Source organism: Sporosarcina sp. P18a, from assembly GCF_002743135.1.
Lineage (GTDB): Bacteria > Bacillota > Bacilli > Bacillales_A > Planococcaceae > Sporosarcina.
In genome coordinates, this window is the sequence record NZ_PDYQ01000001.1 from 192,640 (window position 1) to 208,152 (window position 15,513).

The window sequence follows — 15,513 nt, forward strand, 5'->3', positions numbered from 1 at the left end:
GAATCTACAACACTCATACGTTATTTTTAAAAAGGTATAAATGAGAAGAGCAACTTATCTGAGCGATAAGTTGCTTTTTGTTATGATTTTCGGATGACGTGCAAAGCTCTCGTTAGCATTTGCTCGTTTTTTTCGTTGATGTCATATTTACGAGGAACTGGTTCATATAGATCTTCAGGATCTTCCCACGTCTCAATTAGTGACACAGGGGATTCAGGTTGCCATTTATTTAGCCAGGCTTCTGGAAGTCTTCCAGTAGGTGTTGGGATATCTTTCATAGTAAGCCATAGGTGCGACCACGCACGTGGTACTACGCGCCAGATGTCGTATCCGCCACCGCCGATTGCAATCCATCTTCCATCACAGAATTCTTCCGCAATATCTTTTGCTAGCTTCGGAATTTCTTCGTAGATCTTCATGGTGCCATATAGATGCGTGAGTGGATCGAAGTAGTGTGCATCTGCTCCGTTTTGTGTAAGAATGACGTCGGGCTTAAAGTGTTCTGCCACTTCACGCAAGGCAGTCTTATAGATATGTAGGAACGATTCATCTTCCGTAAATGCGTCGATAGGGAAGTTGAATGAAGTACCGTAACCCGCTCCATTTCCTCGTTCTGTCACATTTCCTGTCCCGGGAAACAAGTAGCGGCCTGTTTCATGGATAGAGAATGTACAAACATTTGGATCATCATAAAACGTCCATTGCACGCCATCGCCGTGGTGCGCGTCGGTATCCACATATAATACGCGAGCTCCATATTTTTGCTGTAAGTATTTAATGGCTACAGAACTATCATTATAAATACAGAAGCCAGAAGCTTTCCCTTGGAAGCCGTGATGCAGGCCGCCGCCAAGGTTCAGCGCATATCTTGAACGACCTTCCATTACTTCTTCAATCGCTGTAAGTGTACCGCCTACGAGCAGTGCACTCGCTTCATGCATGCCAGTGAAGAAGGGTGTATCTTCCGTACCGATACCGTAAATACTACCGATATTTTCGCTGACATTACCTGTACTCGCCTTTTTGACGATTTCGATATACTTTGCGTCATGAGCGAGAAGCAATTCTTCGTCTGTGGCTGTGCGCGGAATGACGATTTCATGAGGCTCGATCGTATTCATTTCATCTAGTAAATCTTTTGTCAAAATGATTCGCTTTTGATTAAAAGGATGGGTATCCGAAAATTCATAGTTTAGTTGGTCAGGAGAAAAGATAAAACTCGCTTGTTTTTTCATACGCCCATCTCCGGTTCACTTGGCCATAGAACTTCGAATCCTTGCTGTTTCAATCCTTCGATGATCGGAAGGGGATTCATTCGTTTAATGCGGATAGCGAGAATTTTGTACTCTTCGTTATCTTGATAAGGATAGACAAGTACACTAAGCACGTTCGTATTGTGTTCGTGAAATACTTTAGATGCCTCATATAGAATACCGGGCGTGTTCGGCACGCGGATCTGAATGTGTGAACTGGGCTGATTGGCACCTGTTAACTCAATATAGTTATAGAGTAAATCTGTTTTCGTTAGAATGCCGACTAGCTGATAATTAGAAACAATGGGTAGGCAACCAATTTCATACGTATAAAACATTAACGCAGCTTCCTCCGCAAAGTCCCGCGGATGGCCGATCAATAAGTCAGTTTTCATAATTTTATCAAGCGTGGTTTCATAAAGTGAAGGTTCCAATCTCTTCGAAATACTTGAAGGAGAAGCTTCTTTGACGTCACGGTCTGTAACGAGTCCTTCGATCTGCCCATCTTTCACGATGGGGATGTGGCGAATTCGTTTTTCTTTCATCAGTTGTACTGCATCTGCAATCGTATGTGTAGAATTAAGCGTAATCACGTCTGTTTTCATAATGTCTTGTATTAGCATGATTATTCCTCACTTTCAGTAATTAACACGATTTTTGAAACGCACACGGTCAAAGCGTTCGATGGATTCTTGATCGACTCGTTTTCCGATTCTTGCCATTAGTGCATTGGCAGGGTGGGAACAAATTTCAGGATCATCAGTGGAGAAGAATTCCATGCCACCTGCACGCATCATTTTCTCCATCATTTTGCGATAATCCCATACTGTCAAACCAGTACCTTTTAAATCCCAGTGCCAATAATATTCAGTCGTAATAATAATATAATCTTCCATCGCATCATCCAACATCGATAATTCCAGTAAGGATTTACCGATACGTGCGCCGCGATAATCCGCAACTACTTCGATGGCGCCGAGTTCTATTAAATTGACTAAGTCTGCTTCATACCAGCGTTCGAGTGGATCAGGATAAAGAAACGTCACATACCCAACAATCATATTATCGATTCTCGCTACATTGATCCGACCTTCAGGAAACGCTGCAATTTTCACCAATGCTTCTTGTTGTTGTGTAGATGGACGGAATGCTTTCAGTCCTTCGTGAAATTCAAACGATGCCAGTCGTTCTGATGAAATAGGTCCTTCTATGACCAGTTCACCTTCGTTATGCGGGAATGTTCTGGAAAAGTAGGTCTTTTCATGTTTCACATAGTTCACCTCTTCCTAATATATCTACCCTTTGTACGCTCAAATACTCGCTGTGAGTTCGGTAAGTGCTTCTCTGTGTTAAGTATACAATTTATAATGGGGAAAAGTATATTATTATCATTAAATCACTGAATTGTCGGTAATTATCTATGTGTAGTAAAAAAATGATGAAGTTAGAAGGAAGAGTGGTTGTCATTCGCTTTGATGAAATCCTTGATAAAAAACCGGATGACAATTCTATATTGTCATCCGGCTTGTTAGTTATTCTTTTGCTTCTGGAGCTGCATCCGGCTTTGGTTCCGGTGTCGCTTCAGGTTTTGTTTCTGGTGTAGGTTCTGGTGTAGCCTCTGGTTTAGCAGCCGGTTTTGATTCAGAATTGGTATCCGGTTTTGCGTCCGACTTTGCATCCGACTTCGTTTCTGGAGTTGTCGTACTTGGTTTAGCTCCAGTATTCGTATCTGATTTCGGCTCTGCTCTTGGTGCAGGTGCCGTATTGGTTACAGTGTTGGAAGGTCCCGAGAGTAAGCCAGTAATATCAACTGCGCGTACGTAATATGAACCATATCCGACTTTATACGATCTAGAAGCACCATCATGAACCGTACCGATTTTGGCACCGTTCTGATAAATGTAATAACCGATTACATCATTTGAAGACGAAGCAGTCCATGTAAGAACGGATCCATTTTGTCCTGTTGATACGGCTGCAGGTGGTACGTTGTCTGCAGGGAATGTGGATCCTGCAACAGTGCTTGCATATCCGCCACGACCTGCAAGCAATTTGGAAGCATCTCCGCCTAAGCGTCCAAGCATCCGCTTACCATATTCAGAAGTTACGCCAATACCGCCGGACGTGACAAATTCACGAGGAGTAGAAGCTAATGCCTGATATAGTTTGCCATTCACTCGAACAGCTGCGGATGAAACGATACTGTCATCCACTTTCGTAGGAACCATCTTTTTCGAATTAAATAAATCTGATCGAACGAGTCCTGCCGATGCACAAGCAGCAGAAGGAGCAAGTCCCGAAATGCCACAGAATGAACGTGTTACGACGCCATTCGGGCGTTTAAACGTATCTCTTGCCTTAATGGTTTCCGGTATGACCGTATTGGCTACATTCATCAATTGTCCGTACAATCGTGCTGTCCGTTCTGATGGGTGCATTTGACCGCTGTTGTAGCCGTGATATAGCGGTGTATTTCGATTTTTATAACCCATCCAAACACCAAGCGATACATTTGGATTATAGCCGACTAGCCAAGCATCTCCGTAATGCTGGGATGTCCCTGTCTTCGCAGCTAAATCGGGACGGAAATTCATTAAGCCAGGTAAACGTGCAGCTGTACCGTTACCTTTTAGTACATCACGCATCATATCGGTGATGATATAAGAAGTTTCCGGACTAAACACTTCCACAGGTTCTGCTTTGTGTTCAAATACTATGTTACCTTTCATGTCTTCAATCCGTTCAATCATATACGATTCGATGAATTGACCACCGTTAGCGAATGTAGCGTAAGCATTTGTGTTTTCTTCTACAGTGACATCCATAGTACCTAATGATGCAGAAAGACCAATGCCTGCCTTATCGGTAGCATTTGCAAATTTCATTTTCTTTAGAAAATCAATAGGGTTTCTATCTATTATTTGGTCATATAGACGTATAGTAGATAAGTTTTGTGAACGTGCCAGAGATTCACGGGCTGGCAATACGCCGAACTCGCGGTCGAAATAGTTGCCGGGTGCGTAACTGCCTCTTCTAAACTTCACATCCACTAGTGGACTACCTGCACCAATTACACCGTATTCAATGGCAGGTGCATAAACCAGTAATGGTTTCATGGAAGATCCGTTTTGTCGGTAAGCTTGAGTAGAATGATTCAATGCTTCCAGTTCGTAATCACGTCCACCGACGAATGAAAGTACTTTCCCTGTATGGTTCTCGATCATCGACACACCGACTTGAACAGGATTTTCTTTCGTAATCATTTTACCTGATTCTTCATCCAGTGTTTCCGTAGTATACGTATAACCGTAGTACTGAAAGCTGTCAGCGACTTCATTCATTTTGTCATACAGCTCTTTGTTGATAGTAGAGTAGATACGATAGCCGTCTGTTCGCATGGAACGATCTGCCATGATTTCGTATTTTTCCTTAATCTTGGAATCTCCTTCAAAACGATCCGCGTCAATGCCATCTTTTTCAGCCAAAACTTCAGCTAAAATTTCAATTGTGCGATTTTGAATTTCCTGTGTGACATACGGATAACGTTCTGTAGCGCGACGTGAAGGTTGTCTGAAGTCTTTCGTCACATCATACGCAAGAGCTTCCTGATATTCCGCTTCCGAAATATAGCCTGCATCACGCATACGGAACAGTACGGTCTTCATCCGGTTTACACCATACATCAGCTTTTCGCGTTCCTTAATGCCTTGGTTCTTACTGTAGAAAGGCGTGTATGTATACGGTGCTTGTGGAATACCCGCAATATATGCAGCTTGCGGCAAACTTAAATCATTGGCTTTAATACCGAAAATCCCACGCGCGGCTGTTTCGATGCCTGCGATATTCTGCCCCATCACATCACGACCATAAGGAATGATATTCAAATAGGCTTCTAGAATCTCATCCTTCGTCATGAAGTGTTCCAAGCGCATAGCCAGCAAGATTTCTTTAGCTTTACGCTCATAAGAAACTTCGTTCGTCAAAATCTGGTTTTTCACTAACTGCTGAGTGAGTGTAGATCCACCCGTTTGACTGTCTGAGTTCGTAACATCTTGGAACACTCCGCGGAATATCGCTTTTGGCACGATGCCTTTATGCTCCTCAAAGTATTCATCCTCAGTAGCTAGCACAGCGTCCAGTGCATACTGTGAAACTTTATCCAGCGTAATTTGTCGGCGCTCGATGTCCGAGTTGATCTTGCCAAGATAAATACTGTCTGCAAAGTACATTTCAGATGTCTCTTCATAATTAAACACCTGATCCCGAAGTTCTTCCTTGGTACGTAACGGTTCTTTCGCAACAAGAGAAGCGAAATAACCAGCACCAACTGAACTCGCAAATACGGCCCCGATGACGGCGAAGATAATGAGTAATAAAAACAAGTTCCAAAGTACGCCGGTTCCGATGCGAAGTTTTTTGGCCCAAGGCTCTTTTTTCGCTTGTTCAAACTTATCTTCAAGTTGCTTAATTCTATTATTCTTTTCGTTGTTCAAAGTTTTCTCCCCCCAAAAATCTTACTCATTATATCACAGAATCAGAAGGAAATATGCAATAAATGTTGACTTTCATAGGAAGTTCGGTAAAATTGAACTCATACGAAATTACATGTCGAAAAAACCGAAGTAATGATAGTGAGTTCCGTTTAAGAGAGACAGCGGTTGGTGGAAGCTGTTCGGTGCACTATACATGAATTACAGTTTTGGAGTGTACGTTTTGCGCAACGTTACTAGCGCCTTAAAGCCGGAGAGTACTTACTCTCAAGCCGGGTGGTACCGCGTTATAATTAATCAACTAACGTCCCTGCATGATCATTTTTTGATCGTGTGGGGACTTTTTACGTTGAAAATAGGGGGATATAGAACATGTCGAATGAATTAATGGACGATTTACGTTGGAGAGGCTTGCTATACCAACAGACGAATGAAGAAGGTCTTGAGAAGCTTCTAACAGACGAGAAGATTTCACTATACTGCGGAGTAGACCCAACCGCGGATAGTATGCACATCGGCCATATCGTACCGATGCTGACACTGCGTCGCTTCCAGTTACACGGACACCAGCCGATTCTATTAATTGGTGGCGCTACAGGAATGATCGGGGATCCATCTGGACGCTCTGAAGAACGCCAATTACAGACGACAGATCAAGTAGACGCGAATGTTCGTGGAATCAAAAAACAACTAGAGATGATCTTTGATTTCCAAACAGAAAATGGTGCGAAACTTGTAAACAATAATGATTGGATCGGTTCCATGTCATTGATCGAATTCTTGCGTGACTATGGCAAATTGCTAAGTGTCAATTACATGCTAGCAAAAGACAATGTTGCGTCTCGTTTAGATCAAGGAATTTCCTTCACGGAATTCTCATACATGTTGATGCAAGGTGCGGACTTCAACCACTTATATGATAACTATAATTGCCGTGTGCAAATCGGTGGATCAGATCAGTGGGGGAATATCACGACAGGCCTAGAAGTCATTCGCAAAAAGCATGATGAAGAAGTACAAGCATACGGATTTACGATTCCATTGGTAACAAAAGCAGATGGCACGAAATTCGGTAAATCTGCTGGCGGTGCGGTATGGCTCGATGCGAAGAAAACTTCTCCATATGAGTTCTACCAATTCTGGATCAATGCAGCAGACGCAGATGTTGTGAAGTATTTGAAAATCTTTACCTTCCTAAGCCGTGAAGAAATTGAAGCACTTGAAGTATCCGTACAACAAGAGCCACATTTACGTAAAGCACAGAAGACGTTAGCAGAAGAAATGACTCGTCTAATTCATGGTCAGGACGCACTTGATCAAGCATTACGCATTTCTGCAGCGCTATTTAGCGGAGATTTAAAAGCATTGACGGCTACTGAAATGAAAGATGCGTTTAAAGATGTGCCGACTGTCGAAATGGAAAAAGTCGATCAAAACATCGTGGATTTCATTGTGCAAGCAGGTGTATCTCCATCAAAACGCCAAGCTCGTGAAGACGTAACGAACGGTGCGATTTCCTTTAACGGAGAACGTATTACAGATACAGCGTTCACAGTAGGGGCAGAGCAACGTTTGGAAGACGCTTTTACCATTGTGAGACGTGGGAAAAAGAAATATAGTATGGTGAAGTTTGTTTAACTGGGAGTTAGTGAACTGAAAAAAGAGTATATGATGTACGCTATGACATTAGGGTTTCTTGGTTAGTATCAAGGATCGAAAATATGGTAAGTTTCGTAATTCATAATGGATGAAAAGGCATCTCTTCGGAGGTGTCTTTTTATATTAGAAATAACATACATAACTGATAGTGGGAATCATAAAAAGTGCCTATGTAAAACAGTCATATTCGTTTGAACGAACGAAGAAGTTGGTTACATAAGCACTGTAAAATAATACGTTTTTATTTAGTTAACAACTTTTTGATAATGCGAATATCTGTGTCGTGGTCGTTTAGTAAGCGCTGGGTTTTACGCATATCATCTGATTTTGCTTTGTTGAATAAAATCTGTTCAGAGAACGTATCGATTTTCTGGCTATTGGGAATGGTGCGTACGTCCAGTTCGGCAATGGCTTTCTTCATAAATGTTAGTGCATCTTTAATACTGGAAATATCGGTCTTGAGAGAAGAAAGATCCTGTTCCATATTTGTAACTTTGTCCAACATAAGTTCAAGAAGTTCTCGATCCGTCATATAATACCTTCTACTATTTTTTTATGTGTGTTTCAATAGGTGTCTAACTGAAATTAACTTACTGTATATTTGATGTTTATCATATCATGTTTTAAATAATTTGTATAGAACATATATTCGCAATTGATATATTTCTAATGTAGTCATGTACGTGATGAGACAATACTGAACTTAAAACACTAAAACTTAGCATTCACGCACTTAACATAAAAGGGTTTTCTTTCTTTATGTCGAATACTGTAGATAGAGGGATGTGAGTAGTTTGAAAAAATACAGAGTACATTACCACTTTGCGGGCGCTGAAAGTATTTTAAGAATAGTTGAAGCAGCAGATCAAGAAGATGCTTTAGGGATCGCGACAAATTCTCGAAGCAATGATATTGTTTTTACCGATAGTAAAGGGACGTTATATTGTTTCTTTTATAGAGATGTACAATATGTTTCAGTTGCAGAAGACAGAGCGTAAATGGTGGAAATAGTAATTTTTTTGCAATCTAGTAATTCAGAGCGTCCTTTCGAGGGACGTTCTTTTTATTTGTTCTATTTACTTATCATAAAGAAGACTCTCATTTAATAAAAAAATACTTGCACATATGGTTGATTGTACGTTTCGAAATGGTACAACGGACGAATCACAATGAAACGCAGGAGCGTACCAATATGAAACGACACAGCGTCCCATATTGGTATGGCCAATAACCAAAGAACTTATAAGAATATAAAGAATAAAGATATTGTCGAGAAGCATCTCGACGTCAAATAATTCATTATGAATTTTCTGCTAAAAAAATAGTTCCGCAACTTGTATCCTATTTGCTTCCAAACTCTATATAGAGTGCAAAGCGAACAGGATGGTCCTTTTGTAACATAAAACCAAAATCTACGTCTACGTAAAAAAGGAGTGAAGGATTATGAGAAAACGGATGCTACTACTTCCCATTTTATTGTTGCTGACAGCTTGCTCTTCCAATCCATCCACAACGCTTCCATCCTCGCAGAATTCAATCATTGACTGGGTAGATTTTGTGAAATGTAATGATGCTACGTATGAAGCGAACTATGAAATGAACGAGCTTGAAAAGGACTGGGAAACCGCTGAAGAAGTAGGAGAAGTGAAGTATATGTTGGATGGCCATGCGGGAACGAATCATCAAACGAGAAATGGAGATGCAGCGTATTTGCAAAAAGGCACAAAATTATTTGCGATGAAAGGCTATGATCCAGCGTTTCGAATTATAGCGGACGGGAAAGTATTCGAAGTAACTGAATCTGATAAGGCTGAAACGGTTGGCGATTTTTTAGATATTCAAGGTAAAGTTCAGCGGGTTATTTTGCAAAGTGAGCAGGATTTATCTTTCATAGGGGAGTTTACGGATGAGCATGCGGACCAACTGATTGAAGAGTTGCTGGTAATGCCCTACGAACCAGAAAGGCGTGCGAATGAAGGAAAGCGAGTGTTTTTTGGAATTGAACTAGTAGATGGGACTATGACACGATCAGTTTATTGGCCGGAGACGGGTTATGTTAATTACGGTGGGGTGGCTTCTCAGAAGATTAAAGAAATATTTGAAGCTGAGATGGGGGAGTATGGTTATTGGGAGAATACTTTTTGATAGTAAATCTATGTAAGAATATGTTGTGAATGATGATTGTATTTTAAATGGCATAAGTGTTAAGTAAGTTCGGCAATGAAAATTTTATAAAAAAACTCCGTCAACCGAGATAAATACCTCAGCCAACGGAGTTTCCTTGTTATTAACGAGAGTAGAATTCAACGATCAATGCTTCGTTGATTTCAGCAGCTAATTCGCCGCGCTCTGGAAGGCGTACGAATGTACCTTTTTTCGTATCTTTATCGAAAGTTACGAAGTCCGGAACGAAGTTATTCACTTCTAGTGCTTCTTCGATAGCAGTCAAGTTTTGAGATTTCTCACGAAGAGAGATTTCAGAACCAGTTTTTACTGCGAATGAAGGGATGTCAACGCGCTTGCCGTCTACCAGGATGTGACCGTGGTTGACTAGCTGACGAGCTGCACGACGAGTGCGTGCAAGACCCATGCGGTATACAACGTTATCCAAGCGAGCTTCAAGAAGAATCATGAAGTTTTCACCGTGAATACCTTGCATTTTACCAGCTTTGTTGAAAAGTGTGCGGAATTGACGTTCGTTCACTCCGTACATAAAGCGTAGTTTTTGTTTTTCCTGTAATTGCATTCCGTATTCGGAAAGTTTTTTACGTTGGTTTGGACCGTGTTGTCCTGGTGCGTATGGACGCTTTTCAATTTCTTTACCAGTGCCTGTTAGTGAGATACCTAAACGGCGTGACAATTTCCAAGATGGACCTGTATATCGAGCCATGAGAGACTCCTCCTCTGTTGGTTTTATTTTGTTGTAAAATAAGACCAGATATGTTCAATCCATCTGCCATTCTATAATCTTGCAACTTCGCCCCTGCAGCCTCGAGGTTACGTGGTGCACCTTAAAAAAGGAATAGACTGGACAAAACAGAACACATAACTGCTGCGAATATTTTACACAAAGCATAGCATACCAAGTTATTGACTATTGGTCAAGCATTTCAGTTTTATAAGTTGCATTAAAGTAATTCACTTCAGTTTTTAAAAACCATATTTAACTAGTACCACAACACTCAGCAGATTTTCGTTACAGGCGGCGACTCCAGCGGGAACAGCGCGAGATTGAAGCCGTGCCCGCGGAAAGCGTCCGCCTGGAACGGAAATCTGCGTTTTTTAACTAGTTATAGATTTCTTTACTCCATTAAAATAGATTGAAGTAATTGCTCTTTCGTTTTGCAAACAATCGATGTACACTAGACTAAAGCGTTTTCATCATAATATGAATAAGCTATAAAAAGGAGGAATCAGCATGAAGAACACTAACAACTGGCACAAAGAGACGGCCGTGATTCATGAAGGATACGACAGTAAAGATCATCAGGGAAGTTTAGCTGTGCCGCTGTATCAAACCTCAACTTATGTATTTGATTCGGCTGAACAAGGAGAGCGACGTTTTGCTGGTGAAGAAGCGGGGAATATTTATTCTCGTTTAGGAAATCCGACGGTCGCTGTGCTGGAAGAACGTATTGCCAAGATGGAAGAGGGCGCAGCAGGACTTGCATTTGCTTCTGGTATGGCCGCGGTTAGTGCGGTGCTCGTTCATTTGACAAAAGCAAATGATCATGTGATTTGTTCGCGTGGGATTTATGGTTGCACATTCGGATTCTTGAAAATATTAGAAGAGAAGTATAATATCACGCATGATTTAATCTCCATGAAAACGGAACAAGAAATCGAAAAAGCTGTGAAGCCAGAAACTACATGTATATATATAGAGTCGCCAATTAATCCGACGATGGAGCTAGTTGATCTTGAAGCGGTAGTTAATGTAGCGAAGCGCCATAACTTGAAAGTAGTAGTGGATAATACTTTCTGCTCTCCTTACATACAAACACCTTTAACATTCGGTGTAGACTATGTACTTCATAGCGCAACGAAATACATTAATGGACACGGTGATGTGATCGCAGGGTTGCTCGTTGGTAAAGATGCAGACGAGATGGCAAAACTTCGTGGGACCGTGTTAAAAGATTTCGGTGGTATCATTTCGCCATTCGATGCATGGCTATTGTTACGCGGTATTAAGACATTACCTATCCGTATGGATCGTCATTCAGCCAATGCCAAAATTATCTTTGAGTATTTACAGAAGCATCCGAAAGTAGAAGAAGTATTCTATCCATTTGATGATCAGCATCCGCAGTATGAGATTGCGAAGAAGCAGATGAAAATGGGTGGCGGATTGATTTCCTTTACAATCAAAGGCGGAAAAGAAGAGGCGCAGAAGTTGCTGAATCATTTATCGCTCGTCAAGTTGGCAGTGAGTTTAGGAGATGCAGAGACGCTAATGCAGCACCCCGCGACGATGACACACTCTGCTGTGCCGAAAGAAGATCGTCAGAAGATGGGTGTGTCTGATACGTTACTACGCTTATCTGTGGGACTTGAGCATATGGAAGATATCATGGCAGATTTGGATCAAGCATTTGAAGCGATCTAAATTGAAAAAAGCGAGCGTCCCCTATTGGGGAGCTCGCTTTTTATATAGGATAATAAATGTTACGTTTGACAACGATTATATGTGTTGATTTATATAGCATGTAGATTCTGATTGGACCTCTTTTGCCGCGGTCGTTGTTCTACTGGTTGTTTCCCTTAAGCAACGCAAACCCTACCTACTTTTGCGTCCTTGCGACCCTATAGTCGCGCCAGTGATGAATAAGTGTTCCGAATAAACATCTGCAGAACGCCATTTTTATGTCAGATCTGTTATCAATCCCAAACAATAACTATACATGAGTTGCAGTAGTTTGTCAAGAAGCTTCTACACTATCGGAATCGTATAGTTTATAAACAAGTGAATAGGGAACAAGTTGAATAGAGCCTGTTGTATGCAGGAAAATTTTTATTGGAGGGATTAGGATGAACGTAGAGATTGTAAACGAATTTCCTCATGAGTTTTTGAAGGAGCAAGCGGAGACATGTATCGCCATTTATCAACCGACCCACCGGTATCGACCTGAAAATCAACAAGACCCGATCAGATTTAAAAACTTATTACAGAAAGTGAATCAAGAGTTGTCGAAAAAACATGCAGTGAATGAAGTGAAGAGTCTATTGGCTCCTCTTGAGAAACTAGAAGGCGAGCGTCCTTTCTGGGCACATGCAGGAGATGGACTAGCATTATTCGCAACGAAAGATCGCATCATTGCCTATCGACTGCAACGTCCTGTACCTGAATTGGCGATTGTGTCGGACAGTTTCCATATCAAACCGCTTATTCGCGTATTCCAATCTGCTGATCGTTATCATCTGCTTGGTGTCAACAGACAAGAATTCAAACTGTTTGAAGGGAATCGATATGGTGTAGAGGAAGTAGAAATCCCTGAGGAATTGGCGAAAACCAAAGATGAAGCGATTGGAGATCAAGTGACCGAATCACATTTGGGCGCTGGCAACACGGGTGGCGCTGCTGGAGCGGCGATGTTGCATGGACATGGTGGTAAAAAAGATGAAATTGACATTGATATTGAGCGTTATTTCCGATACGTAGATCGAACGGTTGCGGAAAATTACTCTAAGCCGATGGAGATCCCTCTATATCTAGTAACACTTTCGGAATACCAGACGCAGTTCAAAGAGTTAAGTCATAATCCATACTTGCAAGCTGAAGGAATTAAGTCCGACTTTGATGCATTAAGTCTAGAGCAGTTACGTAAAATGGCTTGGGAATTAGTAGAACCCACGTATTTACAGAAAACAAAAGACTTAGTGGAGAATTTTGAAAATGCTAGAGCGAGCGTCCAAGCTTCCGAAAACATTGAAGAAATTGCTAAAGCGGCAAGTGAGGACCGCATCAGCCGACTTATATTGGAAGACGATTATCTGTATCCAGGTAAAATTAACCTAGACACAGGAGAAATTCAGTCGAAAAATCTGGAGGAATCCGCAGTGGACGATGTGCTAGATGACTTAGCAGAAATCGTCTTTAAAACTGGAGGCGAGGTAGTGGTTCTTCCGAAAGAGCGGATGCCTGTTGAAACAGGTGCAGCTGCAATCTTTAGATGGTAAACAAAAAATCCGGCCAAGATAATCTCTTGGCCGGATTTTACTGTTATTTTTCTTGTTCGAGTACTTCTTTGGCTACAGTCAACGCGGTTTGTACACGAGGAAATCCAACGTATGGAATGAGTTGCATCATACTTTCCACGATTTCCGTTTTAGTAAAACCGACCGTTACTGCACGCTGTACATGCGTTTTTATTTGTGTAGTCGCTCCTTGCGTGACAAGTGAAGAGAGTGTCACTAATTGTCTTTGTTTACTATCAAGCCCTGGTCGCGAATAAATCTCACCATACGCGAACTCCACTATGTATTTCCGTAAATCTGGTGCCAACTCTTTTAATGCGTCGGCCGTCATCAGGCGTTCGGCTTCTTCTTCACTTACATACTCCTTAATCTTCTCTAAACCTGCTTCAATGCGTTCTGTTGACAATGAAATAACCCCCTGTTTTTGCTGTGTTATAAAGAAAGTATAGCATATTCTGACTATTGCTTTGTTTTTCAAGCTAGGAATTACGTAATTTCTATCAGTTTAAAACAAGATAATGGTTCGAAGGATGTGAAATTCATCGTTATTGTTTAATGATAGCTAAGAATAGGTATAGATGAATAGAGCAGAAAACAACTATATAATGGAGGTAATAATAAATGGATAAGTTTTTCCTAGAGAACGCAGTACAAGCTAAAAAGAAGATTGAAGAATTGGTAGGGCAAGGCTACACGCATGATGAGATTTATGTTTTCGCACATAGTGAAGATCGTGAAGACAAAATTTCTGACGCGCTAGATTCAGAACAAGTAGGTATGGCAGAAATGGGCTTCCTCAATACAATGAAGAACATGTTCACATCTCGCGGCGATACATTGCGCGCACAGATGCAAGCGATCGGCCTTTCAAAAACAGAAGCTGAAGAAGGCGAAAGTGAACTAGATAAAGGTAAATTATTGCTAGTTGCTAAAAAGTAAGAGAGTAAATAAACCGGTTAAAGGAGTGGACTCCTTTGACCGGTTTTGTTTTGTATACATACAGATTGGAAAAGTGTAACTCCCGAGCCGTTTCTCTGTCACGTACTTTTTTCCGTAGCCATTGCCTCGTAATAAGCATCTACAGGAATGAACAACCCTACCTTACCATACGTTTCCTCATCCAATGTAGCAAAGACAATGCCAATCACTTTGCCTTCTTCATTAATAACAGGACTCCCACTATTTCCTCTATAAACAGGAGCCTTGATCATCACAACAGGAATGTCCCAATCTGTTAGCTGTATGTAGTCAATCGTGTGACCTTTATTCGCTATTCCTGAAAAACTCAATGGATTCCCGATAAACGTAATGGGCTCATAATCGTAAAAAGTAGTTTTCTCCGCTAGAGTTAAGTGAGGAAGATTCGTTCCGTTTACCTCGAGTACTGCAAGATCGATGTCAGGAAACACGTGTGTGACATCCGCGGTAAATCGGTCGCCTTCCGGGAAAGAGACGATCATCGATTCATTCCCTTCTACTACATGATAATTCGTTAGAATGGTACCTTGTTCATTAATGGAAAAGCCTGTACCTTTCGTGTTTTCTGTGGCTACGACAACTACTGATTCTTTATATTTTGCTATTTGTGGATCCGAGGATAACTCTGAAGATGCTTTTAGAAACTCCAATGCTGGAATGGAGTATATCTGAAAAACGATAGCGAACGTACTGAGTGCTAACGTAGTTGCCATAATCCAAAACATCCACTTGGGAAAAGGACGATACGTGCGGCGGACATTTTTTTCGGCTGCTGCTTTCTCTAAAGCTTCCCGTTGTGCTTCGAGTACGAGATCTTGCAGCTCATCATCGTCCAAATCTTCTTGATACGGATCTTTGCTATCCACTAGTACCACCTCTTTCTCGTACATAGTTTATCAGATAATGAATATGAAGGAAGCGAACGGAGATTTCGG

General features: G+C 41.3%; 14 protein-coding genes. 6 read left to right on the forward strand and 8 right to left on the reverse strand.

Going from position 1 to position 15,513, the window contains the following annotated elements:
• Window positions 1-80: 80 nt before the first annotated feature.
• From CSV75_RS00970 to CSV75_RS00985, 4 genes are all read right to left on the reverse strand, one after another.
• Complete coding sequence (locus CSV75_RS00970) at window positions 81-1,235, reverse strand: acetoin utilization protein AcuC (protein ID WP_099629612.1); 1,155 nt, start codon at window positions 1,233-1,235, stop codon at window positions 81-83.
• On the reverse strand, window positions 1,232-1,876 hold the full coding sequence (locus tag CSV75_RS00975) for an acetoin utilization AcuB family protein (RefSeq protein ID WP_099674379.1): 645 nt from the start codon (window positions 1,874-1,876) through the stop codon (window positions 1,232-1,234). Before CSV75_RS00975 ends, CSV75_RS00970 begins: the two co-directional genes overlap by 4 nt.
• Before the next feature lie 15 nt (window positions 1,877-1,891).
• Complete coding sequence (locus CSV75_RS00980) at window positions 1,892-2,524, reverse strand: GNAT family N-acetyltransferase (RefSeq protein WP_099674380.1); 633 nt, start codon at window positions 2,522-2,524, stop codon at window positions 1,892-1,894.
• A 261-nt stretch (window positions 2,525-2,785) separates the two neighbouring features.
• Window positions 2,786-5,746: a transglycosylase domain-containing protein gene (locus CSV75_RS00985; RefSeq protein ID WP_099674381.1), complete on the reverse strand. Its 2,961-nt coding sequence runs from the start codon at window positions 5,744-5,746 to the stop codon at window positions 2,786-2,788.
• Between the two features lie 369 nt (window positions 5,747-6,115).
• Between CSV75_RS00985 and tyrS the strand changes: the two genes are divergently transcribed.
• The gene (gene tyrS, locus CSV75_RS00990) at window positions 6,116-7,381 is read left to right on the forward strand and encodes a tyrosine--tRNA ligase (protein ID WP_099629616.1); all 1,266 of its coding nucleotides are present in this window, start codon (window positions 6,116-6,118) and stop codon (window positions 7,379-7,381) included.
• A 262-nt stretch (window positions 7,382-7,643) separates the two neighbouring features.
• On the opposite strand, the gene CSV75_RS00995 is transcribed toward tyrS, so the two are convergent.
• The gene (locus tag CSV75_RS00995) at window positions 7,644-7,934 is read right to left on the reverse strand and encodes a hypothetical protein (protein WP_099674382.1); all 291 of its coding nucleotides are present in this window, start codon (window positions 7,932-7,934) and stop codon (window positions 7,644-7,646) included.
• A 262-nt stretch (window positions 7,935-8,196) separates the two neighbouring features.
• Here CSV75_RS00995 and CSV75_RS01000 point away from each other — a divergent pair, with 262 nt between their 5' ends.
• Both CSV75_RS01000 and CSV75_RS01005 read left to right on the forward strand, forming a co-directional pair.
• A complete protein-coding gene (locus CSV75_RS01000; protein WP_099674383.1) occupies window positions 8,197-8,400 on the forward strand; it encodes a hypothetical protein in 204 nt (67 codons plus the stop codon).
• 445 nt (window positions 8,401-8,845) lie between these two features.
• Complete coding sequence (locus tag CSV75_RS01005) at window positions 8,846-9,547, forward strand: hypothetical protein (RefSeq protein WP_099674384.1); 702 nt, start codon at window positions 8,846-8,848, stop codon at window positions 9,545-9,547.
• Between the two features lie 142 nt (window positions 9,548-9,689).
• Here the strand turns inward: CSV75_RS01005 and rpsD are convergent, their stop codons facing one another.
• Window positions 9,690-10,292, reverse strand: a complete 603-nt coding sequence (gene rpsD, locus CSV75_RS01010; protein ID WP_099632789.1) for a 30S ribosomal protein S4 — start codon at window positions 10,290-10,292, stop codon at window positions 9,690-9,692.
• 528 nt (window positions 10,293-10,820) lie between these two features.
• On the opposite strand from rpsD, the gene megL reads away from it, so the two are divergent.
• Together megL and CSV75_RS01020 are read left to right on the forward strand one after the other, a co-directional pair.
• A complete protein-coding gene (gene megL, locus CSV75_RS01015) occupies window positions 10,821-12,011 on the forward strand; it encodes a methionine gamma-lyase (RefSeq protein ID WP_099674385.1) in 1,191 nt (396 codons plus the stop codon).
• A gap of 422 nt (window positions 12,012-12,433) precedes the next feature.
• On the forward strand, window positions 12,434-13,582 hold the full coding sequence (locus CSV75_RS01020) for a baeRF3 domain-containing protein (protein WP_099674386.1): 1,149 nt from the start codon (window positions 12,434-12,436) through the stop codon (window positions 13,580-13,582).
• Between the two features lie 43 nt (window positions 13,583-13,625).
• On the opposite strand, the gene CSV75_RS01025 is transcribed toward CSV75_RS01020, so the two are convergent.
• A complete protein-coding gene (locus CSV75_RS01025) occupies window positions 13,626-14,006 on the reverse strand; it encodes a carboxymuconolactone decarboxylase family protein (protein ID WP_199171275.1) in 381 nt (126 codons plus the stop codon).
• Window positions 14,007-14,221: 215 nt separating this feature from the next.
• Between CSV75_RS01025 and CSV75_RS01030 the strand changes: the two genes are divergently transcribed.
• A complete protein-coding gene (locus tag CSV75_RS01030; protein ID WP_099629633.1) occupies window positions 14,222-14,539 on the forward strand; it encodes a YflT domain-containing protein in 318 nt (105 codons plus the stop codon).
• Between the two features lie 98 nt (window positions 14,540-14,637).
• On the opposite strand, the gene CSV75_RS01035 is transcribed toward CSV75_RS01030, so the two are convergent.
• Complete coding sequence (locus CSV75_RS01035) at window positions 14,638-15,444, reverse strand: S1C family serine protease (RefSeq protein WP_099674387.1); 807 nt, start codon at window positions 15,442-15,444, stop codon at window positions 14,638-14,640.
• Between the last annotated feature and the right edge of the window lie 69 nt (window positions 15,445-15,513).

Excerpts from the sequence above, each read along its gene's own strand:
- CSV75_RS00970 (WP_099629612.1), bottom strand. The coding sequence starts at position 1,235 with ATGAAAAAACAAGCGAGTTTTATCTTTTCTCCTGACCAACTAAACTAT.
- CSV75_RS00975 (WP_099674379.1), bottom strand. The coding sequence starts at position 1,876 with ATGCTAATACAAGACATTATGAAAACAGACGTGATTACGCTTAATTCT.
- tyrS (WP_099629616.1), top strand. The coding sequence starts at position 6,116 with ATGTCGAATGAATTAATGGACGATTTACGTTGGAGAGGCTTGCTATAC.
- CSV75_RS00995 (WP_099674382.1), bottom strand. The coding sequence starts at position 7,934 with ATGACGGATCGAGAACTTCTTGAACTTATGTTGGACAAAGTTACAAAT.
- CSV75_RS01005 (WP_099674384.1), top strand. The coding sequence starts at position 8,846 with ATGAGAAAACGGATGCTACTACTTCCCATTTTATTGTTGCTGACAGCT.
- rpsD (WP_099632789.1), bottom strand. The coding sequence starts at position 10,292 with ATGGCTCGATATACAGGTCCATCTTGGAAATTGTCACGCCGTTTAGGT.
- megL (WP_099674385.1), top strand. The coding sequence starts at position 10,821 with ATGAAGAACACTAACAACTGGCACAAAGAGACGGCCGTGATTCATGAA.
- CSV75_RS01020 (WP_099674386.1), top strand. The coding sequence starts at position 12,434 with ATGAACGTAGAGATTGTAAACGAATTTCCTCATGAGTTTTTGAAGGAG.
- CSV75_RS01030 (WP_099629633.1), top strand. The coding sequence starts at position 14,222 with ATGGATAAGTTTTTCCTAGAGAACGCAGTACAAGCTAAAAAGAAGATT.